16 protein-coding genes are annotated in these 15068 nt (G+C 55.5%); 13 read left to right on the forward strand and 3 right to left on the reverse strand.

Annotation, left to right across the window (positions count from 1 at the left end; genetic code table 11):
* Nucleotides 1-21: 21 nt before the first annotated feature.
* The gene (hmpA, locus tag AC1RKC_RS14125) at nucleotides 22-1212 is read right to left on the reverse strand and encodes an NO-inducible flavohemoprotein (RefSeq protein ID WP_020828174.1); all 1191 of its coding nucleotides are present in this window, start codon (nucleotides 1210-1212) and stop codon (nucleotides 22-24) included.
* Between the two features lie 373 nt (nucleotides 1213-1585).
* On the opposite strand from hmpA, the gene glyA reads away from it, so the two are divergent.
* On the forward strand, nucleotides 1586-2839 hold the full coding sequence (gene glyA, locus AC1RKC_RS14130; protein ID WP_020828173.1) for a serine hydroxymethyltransferase: 1254 nt from the start codon (nucleotides 1586-1588) through the stop codon (nucleotides 2837-2839).
* A gap of 155 nt (nucleotides 2840-2994) precedes the next feature.
* Complete coding sequence (locus AC1RKC_RS14135) at nucleotides 2995-4146, forward strand: 3-phenylpropionate MFS transporter (protein WP_020828172.1); 1152 nt, start codon at nucleotides 2995-2997, stop codon at nucleotides 4144-4146.
* Here AC1RKC_RS14135 and csiE read toward each other — a convergent pair.
* A complete protein-coding gene (csiE, locus tag AC1RKC_RS14140) occupies nucleotides 4143-5408 on the reverse strand; it encodes a stationary phase inducible protein CsiE (protein WP_020828171.1) in 1266 nt (421 codons plus the stop codon). The genes AC1RKC_RS14135 and csiE overlap by 4 nt on opposite strands.
* A 144-nt stretch (nucleotides 5409-5552) precedes the next feature.
* Here csiE and AC1RKC_RS14145 point away from each other — a divergent pair, with 144 nt between their 5' ends.
* The gene (locus AC1RKC_RS14145; RefSeq protein WP_020828170.1) at nucleotides 5553-6221 is read left to right on the forward strand and encodes a DUF1007 family protein; all 669 of its coding nucleotides are present in this window, start codon (nucleotides 5553-5555) and stop codon (nucleotides 6219-6221) included.
* Complete coding sequence (locus tag AC1RKC_RS14150; RefSeq protein ID WP_020828169.1) at nucleotides 6212-7234, forward strand: nickel/cobalt transporter; 1023 nt, start codon at nucleotides 6212-6214, stop codon at nucleotides 7232-7234. Before AC1RKC_RS14145 ends, AC1RKC_RS14150 begins: the two co-directional genes overlap by 10 nt.
* 175 nt (nucleotides 7235-7409) lie before the next feature.
* Here AC1RKC_RS14150 and suhB read toward each other — a convergent pair whose 3' ends face one another.
* A complete protein-coding gene (gene suhB, locus AC1RKC_RS14155; protein ID WP_020828168.1) occupies nucleotides 7410-8213 on the reverse strand; it encodes an inositol-1-monophosphatase in 804 nt (267 codons plus the stop codon).
* A gap of 119 nt (nucleotides 8214-8332) precedes the next feature.
* Between suhB and trmJ the strand changes: the two genes are divergently transcribed.
* From trmJ to iscX, 9 genes are all read left to right on the forward strand, one after another.
* Entirely contained in the window at nucleotides 8333-9067 is a 735-nt protein-coding gene (gene trmJ, locus AC1RKC_RS14160; RefSeq protein ID WP_020828167.1) for a tRNA (cytosine(32)/uridine(32)-2'-O)-methyltransferase TrmJ, read from the forward strand.
* 195 nt (nucleotides 9068-9262) lie between these two features.
* Complete coding sequence (gene iscR, locus AC1RKC_RS14165) at nucleotides 9263-9757, forward strand: Fe-S cluster assembly transcriptional regulator IscR (RefSeq protein ID WP_020828166.1); 495 nt, start codon at nucleotides 9263-9265, stop codon at nucleotides 9755-9757.
* A gap of 55 nt (nucleotides 9758-9812) precedes the next feature.
* Nucleotides 9813-11027 carry an IscS subfamily cysteine desulfurase gene (locus AC1RKC_RS14170; RefSeq protein WP_020828165.1) on the forward strand — a complete coding sequence of 405 codons (1215 nt, stop codon included), beginning with the start codon at nucleotides 9813-9815 and terminating at the stop codon, nucleotides 11025-11027.
* Nucleotides 11028-11051: 24 nt separating this feature from the next.
* Nucleotides 11052-11438 (forward strand): Fe-S cluster assembly scaffold IscU, encoded by a 387-nt coding sequence (gene iscU / locus AC1RKC_RS14175; RefSeq protein ID WP_020828164.1) that lies wholly within the window; start codon nucleotides 11052-11054, stop codon nucleotides 11436-11438.
* Between the two features lie 125 nt (nucleotides 11439-11563).
* Complete coding sequence (iscA, locus tag AC1RKC_RS14180) at nucleotides 11564-11887, forward strand: iron-sulfur cluster assembly protein IscA (protein ID WP_004952089.1); 324 nt, start codon at nucleotides 11564-11566, stop codon at nucleotides 11885-11887.
* A gap of 62 nt (nucleotides 11888-11949) precedes the next feature.
* Nucleotides 11950-12471: a co-chaperone HscB gene (gene hscB / locus AC1RKC_RS14185; protein ID WP_020828163.1), complete on the forward strand. Its 522-nt coding sequence runs from the start codon at nucleotides 11950-11952 to the stop codon at nucleotides 12469-12471.
* Between the two features lie 150 nt (nucleotides 12472-12621).
* The gene (hscA, locus tag AC1RKC_RS14190; RefSeq protein ID WP_258090520.1) at nucleotides 12622-14472 is read left to right on the forward strand and encodes a Fe-S protein assembly chaperone HscA; all 1851 of its coding nucleotides are present in this window, start codon (nucleotides 12622-12624) and stop codon (nucleotides 14470-14472) included.
* A 2-nt stretch (nucleotides 14473-14474) separates the two neighbouring features.
* Nucleotides 14475-14810, forward strand: coding sequence for an ISC system 2Fe-2S type ferredoxin (fdx, locus tag AC1RKC_RS14195; RefSeq protein ID WP_004952086.1), 336 nt, complete (start codon nucleotides 14475-14477; stop codon nucleotides 14808-14810).
* 32 nt (nucleotides 14811-14842) lie between these two features.
* A complete protein-coding gene (gene iscX, locus AC1RKC_RS14200; RefSeq protein WP_020828161.1) occupies nucleotides 14843-15043 on the forward strand; it encodes a Fe-S cluster assembly protein IscX in 201 nt (66 codons plus the stop codon).
* The last annotated feature ends 25 nt before the right edge of the window (nucleotides 15044-15068 follow it).

The raw sequence follows: 15068 nt of genomic DNA on the forward strand, positions 1-15068 counted from the left end.
GATGAACTGCGCCCTTTTCAATTACATCACTTTATGTGGGCCGAAGCATTCGTAGTGGATACGATCGGCGCTGACGCCCATCTCCAGCAACTGTTTGCCCACGTGTTGCATAAACGGCACCGGTCCGCAGAAGTAGTAATGCATCTGCGGGGTGCTGAGCGTTTCGCGCAGGGCGCTGAGATCCATCAGGCCACGGCTCTGGTAGTCTCGGCCTTCCACATCATTAGCATTCGGTTGGTTGTACCACACGTGGCGGCTCAGGTTTGGCATGCGCCCGGCGATGTCCGCCACTTCATCTGCAAAGGCGTGAACGCTGCCATTTTCCGCCGCGTGCAGCCAGTGCACGTCCGCCTGATGCTGGTTATCGTGCAGGGTATTGAGCATGCCGAGCATAGGCGTTTGGCCAACGCCGGCGGAGATCAACGCCACCGGAGTATCCGGCTTGGCTTCGAGGAAGAAATCCCCGTGCGGCGGAGCAAGGTAAATTACGTCGCCTTCTTTGGCCTGCTGATGCAGGAAATTCGAAACCTTACCCTGATCTTCACGCTTTACCGCAATGCGATAGTATTCGCCGTTCGGTGAGGTGGTCAGCGAGTATTGGCGAATCTCCTGATTCTCCATGCTGTCGTGCTTGATATAGACCGCCAGGTATTGCCCCGGTTTGAAGTCGATCACCCGGCCACCGTCAACCGGCGCCAGCACGAAGCTGCAAATCACCTCGCTCTGCGGTTGTTTTTTGACGATGCGGAAAGCGCGCAGATCGCGCCAGCCACCGTCGGCGCTTTCGCTGGCCTGATAAATCTGGCCTTCACGCTGGATAAATACGTCCGCCAGTACGCCATAGGCTTTGCCCCAGGCGTCCAGCACTTCCTGACCCGGGCTGAACATTTCGTCCAGGGTCGCCAGTAAATGGCCACCGACAATCTGATATTGATCCGGCTGAATATTCAGGCTGGTGTGCTTCTGGGCAATACGTTCTACCGCCGGTAGCAGCGCCGCCAGATTTTCGATATTCGCGGCATAGGCGCAGATCGCATCGAACAGCGCCTGACGCTGATCGCCATTACGCTGATTGTTCATATTGAACACGTCTTTGAGCTCGGGATTGTGCTCGAACATACGATCGTAGAAATGTGCGGTCAGCTTCGGCCCGGTAGCGGCCAGCAGGGGAATAGTAGATTTTACGGTGGCGATGGTTTGGCTATCCAGCATGGCAGCGCTCCTTGGTCGATCATTATTGGAATAATGTAATGATGTATTTTAAATACATCTTTAAGTTTAAGCGCATCCTAACGGTTTCTGTGGTGGCTGTAAATACCCCTGTTTTTGTTGCGGGGTCGGCGAGCGGCGATCCCGCTCACAGAACATGAAAAAACCGCATTCCCAGCATGAGTAAAAGTCCGTTGCCGAATGGGGAGATTTATCGGATCAAAGCCTTGCCGCGCCTAATGCCAATCGTTTGCGTAAAAACCTCTGTCAAGGCCTATCCTCGGTGGGGGGAAACAGTTTACACTGTGCCCCAGAACCCAAACGGGTAGTTATTTGGTGATTTTTTAGTTAGCCGATTTAAGTCAGGAGAAGCCGGATGTTAAAGCGTGAAATGAACATTGCTGATTACGATGCCGAACTGTGGCGTGCAATGGAGCAAGAAGTGGTGCGTCAGGAAGAGCACATTGAGCTGATTGCGTCTGAGAACTACACCAGCCCGCGCGTAATGCAGGCTCAGGGTTCCCAGCTGACCAACAAATACGCTGAAGGTTATCCGGGCAAGCGTTATTACGGCGGCTGCGAATACGTGGATATCGTTGAGCAACTGGCTATCGACCGTGCCAAAGAGCTGTTCGGTGCCGATTACGCCAACGTACAGCCGCACTCCGGCTCCCAGGCTAACTTTGCCGTTTACACCGCGCTGCTGCAGCCGGGCGATACCATTTTGGGGATGAACTTGGCGCACGGTGGCCACCTGACCCACGGTTCTCCGGTTAACCTGTCCGGCAAACTGTATAACGTGGTGCCTTACGGTATCGACGATAAAGGTCAAATCGATTACGAAGATCTGGCCAAGCAGGCGCAAACTCACAAGCCAAAAATGATCATCGGCGGCTTCTCTGCCTTCTCCGGTATCGTTGACTGGGCAAAAATGCGTGAAATCGCCGACAGCATCGGCGCTTACCTGTTCGTTGATATGGCGCACGTTGCGGGCCTGATCGCCGCCGGCGTTTATCCGAACCCGGTTCCACACGCTCACATCGTGACCACCACCACCCACAAAACCCTGGCGGGTCCGCGCGGCGGCCTGATCCTGGCGAAAGGCGGTGATGAAGATCTGTACAAGAAGCTGAACTCCGCCGTGTTCCCGGGTGGCCAGGGCGGCCCGCTGATGCACGTGATTGCCGGTAAAGCGGTAGCGCTGAAAGAAGCGATGGAGCCTGAGTTCAAGATCTACCAGCAGCAAGTGGCCGATAACGCCAAAGCGATGGTGGAAGTGTTCCTGGAGCGCGGCTACAAAGTGGTTTCCGGTGGCACCCATAACCACCTGTTCCTGTTGGATCTGGTTGACAAGAACCTGACCGGTAAAGAAGCCGACGCCGCCCTGGGCCGTGCCAACATCACCGTGAACAAAAACAGCGTACCAAACGATCCTAAGAGCCCGTTCGTCACCTCAGGTGTGCGTATCGGTACTCCGGCTGTAACGCGTCGCGGCTTCAAAGAAGCGGAAGTGCGTGAGCTGGCCGGTTGGATCTGCGACGTGTTGGACAACATCAATGATGAGGCCACCATCGAACGCACCAAGAAGAAAGTGTTGGATATTTGCGCCCGCCTGCCGGTTTACGCTTAATTCCGCTTTCTGTTTAAAAACCCGCTTCGGCGGGTTTTTTTATGCCCGTGGTAGGCAAACTGTGAACTGCCTAGCAGTCTATGGCCTCGCACCTGAATGTACATTGCTAGCCAGTGTGAGCTCTGTCAAAGTATTGCCTTCACACCGGAGGGATCATGGTACTGCAATCAACGCGTTGGCTCGCTCTCAGTTATTTCACCTACTTCTTTTCTTACGGCATTTTCTTACCCTTTTGGGGCGTTTGGTTAAAAGGCGAGGGGATACCCCCTGAAACCATCGGTATTCTGCTCGGTGCCGGGTTGGTTGCGCGTTTCCTCGGAAGTTTGCTGATTGCTCCCCGGGTTAAGGATCCCTCTCATTTGGTGACGGCTTTGCGGCTGCTGGCATTGCTGACGCTGGCTTTTGCCATCGGGTTCTGTTTCGGTAACGGCTGGGGCTGGCTGATGCTGGTGATTGCCGGTTTCAACCTGTTCTTTTCGCCGCTGGTGCCGCTGACCGACGCACTGGCTGCGACCTGGCAAAAACAGATCACCATGGATTACGGCCGGGTCAGACTGTGGGGCTCGCTGGCGTTTGTCATCGGTTCGGCGCTGACCGGACAGATGGTTTCCGTCTGGGGGCATAACGCGATCCTTTACAGCCTGATCATCAGTATTTTGGCGATGCTGTTGGGCATGATGCTGAAACCGAGCGTGATGCCACAGGGAGAAGCGCGCAGCCACAGCGAAGCCGACCGTTCATTGTGGGAGATGTTAAAAGAGGGGCCGGTCTGGCGCTTCCTGCTGTGCGTCACCTTGTTGCAGGGCGCACATGCAGGCTATTACAGCTTCGGTTCGATCTATTGGCAGGAAGCGGGGTATTCGGCTTCGACCATTGGCTACCTGTGGTCGTTGGGTGTGGTAGCGGAAGTGATCATTTTCGCTAGCAGTAATTTCCTGTTCCGTCGCTGGAATGCCCGTAACCTGCTGCTGCTTTCCGCCTGCTGTGGCGTACTGCGCTGGGGCCTGATGGCGTCCAGTACCGAACTGGGGTGGTTGCTGGTGATCCAAATTCTGCATTGCGGCACTTTCACCGTTTGCCATCTGGCGGCCATGCGTTTTATCGCCGCGCGCAAGGGGCCGGAAGTGATCCGGTTGCAGGCAGTCTACTCGGCGCTGGCGATGGGCGGCGGCATTGCGATTATGACGGTGATTGCCGGTTTCCTGTTCGAACATTTGCAGGGCGGGGTGTTCTGGGTGATGGCAGCGGTGGCTCTGCCGGCGATGTTTATTCGCCCGCCGGCGGTGGCAGTCAGCGGCAGCCGTTAAGAGGTTTCCAGCAGCGCACGGATGGCTTTGCGCTGCTGGCGTTCCAGCGGTAATTCGGTGTAAATCAGCGGTGGCTCCGACTCGGTGTGTTCTGCGGCATAAGGGGTAATCACCAGCGTGATGCCCTGCGGCGCGCCAGAGCGCAGATAATCGCGTAGCGGCAAATATTTGATGTTCAACGGCAGCAGCGTTAATTCACGGATTTGATACTCCACTTGCTCTTCCAACTGCGGGTTGTCCAGCGTCAGCAACAGCACCTGCTTTTCCTGCAGCGCATTGCCCTGCATCAGCCAGGCGCCAAAACTGATGGCGACCAAGCCCGCTTCCTCACTGGAAAAATGAATGTCGTACTCCTGCTCCAGCGGCGCCAGTGCCTCCTGAGCGGTACGCATCAGGCGTGGATACTTACGTTCGACCTCTTCCAGCAGCTGGTTATCGATGCCAATCTCAAAGCGACAGCGCTCCACCGCCGGCGCCAGATGAGCAAATAACTGGCTAATCAAATCCTCTTCACTGCTGAAGGTCATGCCGGAGATCTGTTGGAAGCGATCGACCATGTTTTTTATCGCCGCCATCAGCCGCAGATCTTCCGCTGAGTCGTTGCTGTGGTAACTGTGGTTTTTCAACATGGTGAACGTCAATACCAAAAAGTCACTTTCGTTGGCCACGGGCGGCAGGGTAAAGAGCTGATTTAACGAATGATGCAGCAAAGCGGCCGCCTGGTATTCCGGTTTCTGATGCAGCCAGTCGTGCTGAGCGGGGGTGAAAACAGGGTGTCGTTGGCGCTGGTTTTCCCAGACACAAAAGCGCAGGTAGTGCTGCAGAAACTGACGATCGCGTCGATCAAAACTGCGGTTGAGCAACGCTTCGCATTCGCCGATGCATTGTTCCAACTCTGGCGTCAGCTCTGCACCTCGTCCCAGCGCCTGCTGTAACCACTGGGAAAAGTGATGTTCGACAAACTCCGGGCTGCAGCGCAGGGCTCGTCGCAGCCAGTGGATCAGGCAGAGGCGTTGGTTGAGCGCGCTGCCTCTGATCCGGTAGCCTTCGTCGGGATTGCCGTCAATTTCCAGGTGATGGAAACGCTGGATTTCACTGGCAACCTCGGCTATATCTTGCCGGGTGATGAGGGGGGCGACGCCATTAATTTGGCTGATAGTCTCCAGTTGTACTGCGGGCACCGGCGCGTACAGCATCAATAACAGATGGCAGCGTCGCTGTTGACCGGAGAGCTCAGGCACGGGGGAAGTGTCCAGGCTCATATCACCTTCTGGCGGGTAACGATTAAATTATGAATAAGCATAGCAAAAGGCGATGCGCGGCGCGGCGACGGCACCCGGTTTTACTTCGGCTTACAACTTTCGTCACAATTATTGGCTGTAATGGCGACGGTTTAAGGTTGGTTGATGTTACTTTATAACAATAATGAGTATCGTTTGATGATGAAGTTACGATTTATTCTGGCCGGTTTTTTGACGCTTTTCAGCGCCGGTGCTGTCGCTCACCCACACAGCTTTATTGATATGAACACCACTTTCGTGGCTAAGGATCAACAGCTGGTTGGCTTGAAAATGGTTTGGGTTATGGATGAAATTACCTCGGCGGATCTGCTGTACGATGCGGAAAACGCCAAAGACGACTCGGAAGTGTGGAAGAAGTTGGCGGCGCAGGTGATGGCCAACGTGCTTGGCCAACACTATTTCACCGACATGTATCGCGACGGCAAACGAGTGAAGTACCTGAACCTGCCGACTGAATATCACCTGTCGCGTCAGGGGCATCAGGCGGTGCTGGAGTTTGTGTTGCCGCTGGCCGAGCCGCAGCCGCTGGCGGGCAAGCCGTTTGAAATCGCTACCTACGATCCCACCTACTTTGTCGATATGACCTATAAAGATAAAACGGCGCTGCATTTGCCGCCGGAAATGGCCGCCCAATGCAAGTTCAAGCTGATGACGCCAAAACCGAACTCCTCCTTGCAGGCTTATGCGTTATCCCTTGATAAGAACGATTCCCCTGGCGAAGATATGGAGCTGGGGCAACAGTTTGCGCAGAAGGTCAGCCTGCAATGTCAGTAAATCTCAGCCAGCCCGTCACGCGTAAACGGCACTGGGTCTTAAGCCTGTGGCCGCTGTTGCTGTTTGCGCTGCTGCTGGCACTGGGTGCCCGGTTGGCGTGGCACTATTGGCCGCAGTTGCTGTTGCAAAGCGTGGTGTGGCAAAAAGGTTTGCATCTGCAGATGGCCGGTCTGTTGCAGCAGGTCAAAGCGGCACCGCAGCAAGCCGGATTGGCTTTGATGCTGTTCAGCCTGAGCTATGGGGTGTTGCATGCGCTCGGCCCCGGTCACGGCAAGGTAGTGATTGCCACCTATCTGGCTACCCATCCGGCGCGGCTGAAAAGCAGTCTGAAACTGACCTTTGCTGCCTCGTTGGTGCAGGGGCTGGTGGCTATCGTCCTGGTAACGCTGATGCTGGTGGTGCTGCAACTGTCATCACGGCAGTTGCATCAGAGCAGTTTCTGGTTGGAGAAGGGCAGTTTTGTTCTGGTGATGTTGCTTGGGGTGCTGCTCACTTGGCGCGCGTTGAAGCGTTTGTATCACGCGCTGAAAACCCTGCGTCCGCAACCGGCGTTGCGAATCAACAGCCTGCAACCTCTGCCGGCGGATCACGTTCACAGCGAGCATTGTGGCTGTGGTCACCGCCATTTGCCGAGTGATACAGAGCTGCAGGCCGGCAGCGATTGGCGTACACAGACTGCCATCGTACTGGCGATGGGTATGCGGCCCTGCTCGGGGGCGATACTGGTGTTGCTGTTTTCCAAAGTGATTGGCGTTTTCGCCTGGGGAGTGGTTTCCGCATTGGCGATGGCGTTCGGCACTTCACTGACTATCTCGTTGTTGGCCTTGCTGGTGCATTACAGCCGCCGATTGGCGGTGCGACTCAGCCGCTCACGTGCGCCTGCCGCCTGGAGTGCGGTGGCCTGGGGTTCGCTGGCGCTGGCCGGCGGTTTGATTTTGCTGTTTGCCGGGTTGTTGTTATACGCCAGTGCCCAGCCGGAATTCGGCGGCGGCATTCGGCCTTTCTCCCGCTAGCAGGCATAAAAAAAGCGCTGCAGTGATTGCAGCGCTTCATTATTCAAAACAGGTTCAGGCGTGATGAGCGCAGGCAGTTTGGGTACGGCCAGCGCGGAGAACCCGGAGCGTACACGCAGTACGTGAGGAGTTCGAGCACTGCCCAAGCCTAAAATGGCCAGCGTAATAGCCTGAATTAACGCTTCAGCGCTTCGCTCAGTTCATCACGCATGGTAGAAAGCATGGCTTTCACAACGCGTGGGTTACCGGCTACCACGTTGCCGGAGCTGAAGTGGTTGTGGCCGCCAACGAAGTCGGTCACCAGGCCGCCAGATTCGCGCACCAGCAGTTCACCCGCGGCGAAATCCCATGGCTTCAGGCCAATTTCGAAGAAACCGTCCACGCGACCGGCAGCCACGTAGGCCAGATCCAGTGCGGCAGAACCGGTACGACGGAAGTCGGCACATTGGGTAAACAGCTTGCCAACCACGTTGATGTATGGCGTTGCGTGCTGCTTAACTTTGAACGGGAAGCCGGTTGCCAGGATGGTGCCATCCAGGTCTTTGGCGTTGGTGCCGCGCAGACGGTAACCGTTGAGCTGTGCGCCCTGACCGCGGGTAGCGGTGAACAGTTCGTTACGCATTGGATCGTAAACCACAGCGACTTCGGTACGGCCTTTAATGCGTACAGCGATAGAGACTGAGAAGTGTGGGAAACGTTTGATGAAGTTTGATGTGCCATCCAGTGGATCGATCACCCATTGTACGTCTTTATCTTCGCCGACCAATTCGCCGCGTTCTTCGGTAACAATAGTATGTTGCGGATAGGACTTGCGAATGACTTCGATGATCAGATGCTCTGCATCGCGATCGACGTTAGTGACAAAGTCATTGGTCCCTTTTTGACTCGCTTCTACAGCGTCTGGGGTTTCGTAGTTTTTGGCAATCAGGTTACCGGCCTTGCGCGCAGCGCGCACGGCGATCGTCAGCATCGGATGCATGGGTATCTTCCAACTAGGATGTTAAAGAACAGGAAACGGCGCGAAGTATAGCAGGTGTTCGGTAAAATGCCTACGGCTGTGTTAAGATGCTGTGATTTTCCGCTACGCTCAGAGTTTGTATGCTGCATAACATCCGCATTGTTCTGGTAGAAACCTCTCATACCGGCAACATGGGCTCGACCGCCAGAGCCATGAAAACCATGGGGCTAACCAACCTTTATCTGGTTAACCCGCTGATAAAACCCGATTCTCAGGCGATCGCCCTGGCCGCTGGCGCCAGCGACGTGATCGGCAACGCCACTATTGTTGACACTTTGGACGACGCTATTGCCGGCTGTAGTCTGGTGGTGGGTACCAGCGCGCGTTCACGCACTTTGCCGTGGCCGATGCTGGAACCCCGTGAATGCGGCGTACGCGCGGTGCACGAAGGTGAGCATGCGCCAGTGGCGTTGGTCTTCGGCCGTGAACGTGTCGGCCTGACCAATGACGAACTGCAAAAGTGTCATTATCACGTCGCCATTCCTGCCAACCCGGATTACAGCTCGCTGAATCTGGCGATGGCGGTGCAGATCCTGGCCTATGAAGTGCGCGTGGCTTACCTCGATCGTCAACAGGCGGGCGTGCCGCCGTTGGAAGAGACGCCGTATCCGCTGGTCGATGACCTCGAACGTTTCTATCAGCATCTGGAACAAACGCTGCAAAATAGCGGCTTCATTCGTCCGTCCCATCCGGGGCAGGTGATGAGTCGTTTACGCCGTTTATTCACCCGCGCACGGCCGGAAGCTCAAGAGCTGAATATTCTGCGCGGCATGCTGACGTCGATAGAGAAACAGGACAAACAGCAAGGTCATTAATTTTGGGGCTGCGTAACGGTTAACGGTAATAGCATTAGTTATCCAAGGGTTATAACATGTATTTTATATGCATTTTGCATGGCTAAGTACAAAATGTGCTAATACTTGAGTAAATTACTAGGTTAAATAGTTGACTGATTTACTCGGGAATGTCAGACTTTCGGCCATGTTTGACCAACAGGTAACCACTTAGCTATGAGACTGACATCTAAAGGCCGTTATGCCGTAACCGCTATGCTTGACGTGGCATTGCACTCCCAGGAAGGGCCAGTCCCTCTGGCGGATATTTCTGAGCGCCAAGGTATCTCGCTCTCTTATCTGGAACAATTATTCTCCCGTCTGCGTAAAAATGGCCTGGTGGCCAGCGTACGCGGACCGGGCGGTGGTTATCTGCTGGGCAAAGACGCGGGTGAGATTGCCGTTGGTGCAGTTATCACTGCCGTCGATGAATCGGTAGATGCAACCCGTTGCCAGGGTAAAGAAGGCTGTCAGGGTGGCGATCGCTGCCTGACCCATACCCTGTGGCGCGATCTGAGTGAGCGCATCAGCGGGTTCCTGAACAACATTACGCTGGCTGAACTGGTGAACAACCAGGAAGTGCTGGTGGTGGCGGACCGTCAAAACAACGATACCCGTCGCACGGCCAACGGTCGTCCGCAAGAAACTATCAACGTTAATCTGCGCGCATAAGCAGCTGGCGATACTTTTTTTAGTTTTTGGAAGTGATGTACGGAGCACAAGAGCAATGAAATTACCGATTTATCTGGATTACTCAGCAACGACGCCGGTTGATCCGCGCGTCGCTGAGAAAATGATGCAGTTTTTGACTCTGGACGGGACTTTCGGTAACCCGGCTTCCCGTTCCCACCGTTTCGGGTGGCAGGCGGAAGAAGCGGTAGATATCGCCCGTAACCAAATTGCTGAACTGGTTGGCGCTGACCCGCGCGAAATCGTGTTCACTTCCGGAGCAACCGAATCCGACAACCTGGCGATTAAAGGCGCTGCCAATTTCTATCAAAAGAAAGGCAAGCACATCATCACCAGCAAAACCGAACACAAAGCCGTGCTGGACACCTGTCGCCAGCTCGAGCGTGAAGGCTTTGAAGTGACCTACCTGGCACCGCAAAGCAACGGTATCATCAGCCTGCAAGCCCTCGAAGCCGCGATGCGCGACGACACCATTCTGGTTTCGATCATGCACGTGAACAACGAAATCGGCGTGGTGCAGGATATCGAAGCGATCGGCGAAATGTGCCGCGCACGCGGTATCATCTACCACGTTGATGCGACCCAGAGCGTGGGCAAACTGCCTATCGACCTGAGCAAGCTGAAAGTCGATCTGATGTCCTTCTCCGGCCACAAGATTTATGGCCCGAAAGGTATCGGTGCGCTGTACGTGCGTCGTAAACCGCGTATCCGTATCGAAGCCCAGATCCACGGCGGCGGTCATGAGCGCGGTATGCGTTCAGGTACGTTGCCAGTGCATCAGATCGCCGGTATGGGTGAAGCCTACCGTATCGCCAAAGAAGAAATGCCGACCGAAATGGCGCGTCTGCGTACGCTGCGTGACCGCCTGTGGAACGGCGTGAAAGATATGGAAGAAGTGTATCTGAACGGCGACCTGGAACACGGCGTTCCTAACATTCTGAATGTCAGCTTCAACTATGTTGAAGGTGAATCGCTGATCATGGCGCTGAAAGACCTTGCCGTCTCTTCAGGCTCCGCCTGTACCTCCGCTAGCCTTGAGCCATCTTACGTGCTGCGCGCGTTGGGTATGACCGACGAGTTGGCGCATAGCTCGATCCGTTTCTCCCTGGGGCGTTTCACCACGGAAGAAGAGATCGATTACACCATTCAACTGGTGCGTAAATCCATTGGCCGTCTGCGCGACCTGTCTCCACTGTGGGATATGTTCAAGCAGGGCGTGGATATCAACAGCATCGAATGGGCACATCATTAATTCTCAGGATTCAGGAGCAAGGTCATGGCTTACAGCGAAAAAGTAATCGATCACTATGAAAACCCACGTAACGTGGGTTCTTTCGACAACGAAGATCCTAGCGTCGGTAGCGGTATGGTTGGCGCACCGGCTTGTGGCGACGTCATGAAGCTGCAGATCAAAGTCAATAATGAAGGCATCATTGAAGACGCGCGTTTTAAAACGTACGGCTGCGGTTCCGCCATCGCTTCCAGCTCGCTGGTGACCGAATGGATGAAAGGCAAATCTCTTGATCAAGCCGAAGCGATTAAAAACACCCAAATCGCCGAAGAACTGGAATTACCGCCGGTAAAAATTCACTGCTCTATCCTGGCGGAAGACGCCATTAAAGCAGCGATTGCCGACTACAAGAGCAAACATAACGCCAAGTAATTCTTGTGTAGGGGCGCTGTATGCCGCGCCCGCATTGATTGGGGCGAATATATTCGCCCCCTACACCGGTTAGCCCCCCAACATCGGTTTTGCTACAGGTTGGGAATATTGAGTATGAGGTTGTGATGTCAATTACCATGAGCGACAGCGCTGCGCAGCGTGTTCAGGCATTTATGAATAACCGCGGCAAGGGTCTTGGCCTGCGTCTGGGGGTGAGAACCTCTGGCTGCTCCGGGATGGCGTACGTGCTGGAATTTGTTGACGAAATGAACGATGACGACATCGTTTTTGAAAACAAAGGCGTTAAGGTGATCATTGACGGCAAGAGCCTGGTCTACCTTGACGGCACCGAGCTTGATTTCGTTAAGGAAGGCCTGAACGAAGGCTTCAAGTTCAACAACCCCAATGTCTCAAGCGAGTGCGGCTGCGGCGAAAGTTTCAACGTCTGACAGTCCGTCAAGCTCCCCCGCCGGCGCGGGGGAACTTCATCCGATAAAGCCCAGAGCACGCTATGGATTACTTTACTTTATTCGGGCTGCCAGTTCGCTATCTCGTGGACGGCAGCCTGCTTGCATCTCGCTATCAGGATCTGCAACGCCAATTCCATCCCGATCGCAATGCTCTCCAACCGGAACGCGAACGCCTGATGGCGTTGCAACAGGCGGCGACTATCAATGAAGCCTACCAAACGCTGAAGCACCCATTAAAACGCGCAGAGTATATGTTATCTTTGCACGGTTTTGATTTGGGTAACGAGCAGCATACCCTGCGGGATACCGCTTTCCTGATGGAACAGCTGGAATTGCGTGAAGAGCTCGACGCCATTGAGCGCAAAGCGGAGGCGGAAAGCCTGCTGGCCGACTTTGGCGCGCGGGTGAACGAAACGGTCAAACAGCGCACTGCGCTGATGGTGCAGCAGCTTGATAACCAGCAGTGGCCCGAGGCCGCCGATACCGTGCGTAAGCTACGCTTTTTGGACAAACTCCAGCAACAGGTTGAACAACTCGAAGAAAAACTGCTGGGTTTTGAGTAATTCTTTTCATTTATACCCAAAATAATTGGAGTTGCTTGTAGGCGGCAACTGAGTGAATCCCCAGGAGCTTACTCAAGTAAGAGACTGGGGTGAGTGAAGGCAGCCAACACCCAAGCAGCTTCAAGTATGAAGGATATGGGAAGCTTCAATATGGCCTTATTACAAATTAGTGAGCCCGGCCTTAGCGCCGCGCCGCACCAGCGCCGTCTGGCTGCCGGTATTGATTTAGGCACCACCAACTCTCTGGTCGCCACGGTGCGCAGCGGGCAGGCGGAAACGCTGGCCGATGCTCAGGGGCGCGATTTACTGCCCTCGGTGGTGCACTATCAGGCTGATACCTTGCGTGTCGGTTGGGATGCGCGCCAGCAGGCCGCACAGGATCCCGCCAACACCATCAGCTCAATCAAACGCATGATGGGCCGCTCTCTGGCCGACGTACAGCAGCGTTACCCGAACCTGCCGTACCAGTTCCAGGCCAGTGAAAACGGCTTGCCGATGATCCTGACCGCCGCCGGACCGGTTAACCCGGTAGGCGTTTCCGCCGATATCCTCAAAGCGCTTGCCGCGCGTGCGCAAACCGCGCTGGAAGGGGATTTGGACGGCGTGGTGATCACCGTTCCCGCATATTTTGACGATGCACAGCGCCAGGGCACCAAGGACGCTGCGCGTCTGGCCGGGCTGCACGTGCTGCGCCTGCTGAACGAACCTACGGCGGCAGCGATTGCCTATGGCCTGGATTCCGGGCAGGAAGGCATTATCGCGGTTTACGATTTGGGCGGCGGCACCTTTGATATTTCCATTCTGCGGCTGAGCCGCGGCGTGTTCGAAGTGTTGGCCACCGGCGGCGATTCCGCGTTGGGCGGCGACGACTTTGACCACCTGCTGGCCGATTGGCTGCGGGAACAGGCCGGCGTGGCCGACCGTAGCGATCATGGCGTTCAGCGTCAACTGCTGGACGCGGCCATTGCCGCCAAGATAGCACTGAGTGATGCCGACAGTGTGAGCGTGGAAGTTGCCGGTTGGCAGGGCGAAGTGACGCGAGCACAGTTCGACGCCTTGATCGCCACACTGGTTAAACGCACCCTGATGGCTTGTCGCCGTGCGCTGAAAGACGCCGGCGTCAATGCTGAAGACGTGTTGGAAGTGGTGATGGTTGGCGGTTCCACTCGCGTACCTTTGGTGCGTGAGCAGGTAGGCGCGTTCTTTGGCCGCACGCCGCTGACTTCGATTGATCCCGATAAAGTGGTCGCCATCGGTGCCGCCATTCAGGCCGATATTCTGGTGGGCAACAAACCGGACAGCGACATGCTGCTGTTGGATGTGATCCCGCTGTCGCTGGGTCTGGAAACCATGGGTGGTCTGGTCGAAAAAGTGATCCCGCGCAACACCACCATTCCGGTGGCGCGTGCCCAGGAATTCACCACTTTCAAAGACGGCCAAAGCGCGATGATGATCCACGTGCTGCAGGGTGAGCGTGAGCTGGTGCAGGATTGCCGTTCGCTGGCGCGCTTCTCGCTACGTGGCTTACCGCCGCTGCCTGCCGGTGGCGCGCATATTCGCGTCACCTTCCAGGTGGATGCCGACGGCCTGTTGAGCGTTACCGCGATGGAGAAATCCACCGGCGTTGAGGCTTCGATTCAGGTTAAACCGTCGTATGGCCTTTCCGATGCCGAAATCGCCGGTATGATCAAAGACTCGATGGCCAATGCGCAGAGCGATGTCGGCGCACGCAAACTGGCAGAACAGCGGGTTGAGGCGTCTCGGGTGCTGGAAAGCCTGCAGGGCGCACTGGCAAGCGATGCTGCTTTACTGAGCGAGGCCGAAAGTACGGCGATCGCCGCGGCGGTGGAAGCTTTGCAACAGGCGACGCAGGGCTCCGATCCTGCCGCTATCGAAGCCGCAATAAAAACATTAGATGCACAAACGCAAGACTTTGCCGCGCGCCGCATGGATGCTTCCATTCGCCGTGCGCTGGCTGGCCATTCTGTGGATGAGGTTTAATCATGCCTAAAATTGTTTTCCTGCCCCATCAAGATTTATGCCCGGAGGGGGCGGTACTGGAAGCTGAGCAAGGGGAGTCAATCCTCAACGTTGCACTGCGCAACGGTATCGAAATTGAGCACGCCTGCGAGAAATCCTGCGCCTGCACCACCTGTCACTGCATCGTACGCGAAGGCTTTGACTCTCTTGAAGAGAGCAGCGAGCTGGAAGACGACATGCTGGACAAGGCCTGGGGTCTGGAGCCGGAAAGCCGCCTGAGCTGCCAGGCGCTGGTGGCCGACGAAGATTTGGTGGTCGAAATGCCGCGTTATACCGTTAACCATGCGCGTGAGCATTAATTGCTAGCCGCGGCGCAGAGCTGGAGATAATAATGGGACTGAAGTGGACCGATAGCCGTGAAATCGGCGAAGCCCTGTACGACCAATACCCGGATACCGATCCGAAAACCGTACGTTTTACCGACATGCATCAGTGGATTTGCGATCTGGAAGATTTTGACGACGATCCACAGGCTTCCAATGAGAAAATACTGGAAGCGATCCTGCTGGTCTGGTTAGATGAAGCGGAGTAAATAGCGTAACGGGCTGCCATAGGCG

It is taken from the genome of Serratia sp. GW822-FHT06E05 (assembly GCF_058799445.1).

Coding starts and splice junctions, on each gene's coding strand:
- AC1RKC_RS14150 (WP_020828169.1), top strand. CDS start 6,212: ATGTCAGTAAATCTCAGCCAGCCCGTCACGCGTAAACGGCACTGGGTC.
- hscA (WP_258090520.1), top strand. CDS start 12,622: ATGGCCTTATTACAAATTAGTGAGCCCGGCCTTAGCGCCGCGCCGCAC.
- iscA (WP_004952089.1), top strand. CDS start 11,564: ATGTCAATTACCATGAGCGACAGCGCTGCGCAGCGTGTTCAGGCATTT.
- AC1RKC_RS14145 (WP_020828170.1), top strand. CDS start 5,553: ATGTTACTTTATAACAATAATGAGTATCGTTTGATGATGAAGTTACGA.
- AC1RKC_RS14135 (WP_020828172.1), top strand. CDS start 2,995: ATGGTACTGCAATCAACGCGTTGGCTCGCTCTCAGTTATTTCACCTAC.
- iscU (WP_020828164.1), top strand. CDS start 11,052: ATGGCTTACAGCGAAAAAGTAATCGATCACTATGAAAACCCACGTAAC.
- iscR (WP_020828166.1), top strand. CDS start 9,263: ATGAGACTGACATCTAAAGGCCGTTATGCCGTAACCGCTATGCTTGAC.
- hscB (WP_020828163.1), top strand. CDS start 11,950: ATGGATTACTTTACTTTATTCGGGCTGCCAGTTCGCTATCTCGTGGAC.
- hmpA (WP_020828174.1), bottom strand. CDS start 1,212: ATGCTGGATAGCCAAACCATCGCCACCGTAAAATCTACTATTCCCCTG.
- glyA (WP_020828173.1), top strand. CDS start 1,586: ATGTTAAAGCGTGAAATGAACATTGCTGATTACGATGCCGAACTGTGG.
- csiE (WP_020828171.1), bottom strand. CDS start 5,408: ATGAGCCTGGACACTTCCCCCGTGCCTGAGCTCTCCGGTCAACAGCGA.
- suhB (WP_020828168.1), bottom strand. CDS start 8,213: ATGCATCCGATGCTGACGATCGCCGTGCGCGCTGCGCGCAAGGCCGGT.
- trmJ (WP_020828167.1), top strand. CDS start 8,333: ATGCTGCATAACATCCGCATTGTTCTGGTAGAAACCTCTCATACCGGC.
- AC1RKC_RS14170 (WP_020828165.1), top strand. CDS start 9,813: ATGAAATTACCGATTTATCTGGATTACTCAGCAACGACGCCGGTTGAT.
- iscX (WP_020828161.1), top strand. CDS start 14,843: ATGGGACTGAAGTGGACCGATAGCCGTGAAATCGGCGAAGCCCTGTAC.
- fdx (WP_004952086.1), top strand. CDS start 14,475: ATGCCTAAAATTGTTTTCCTGCCCCATCAAGATTTATGCCCGGAGGGG.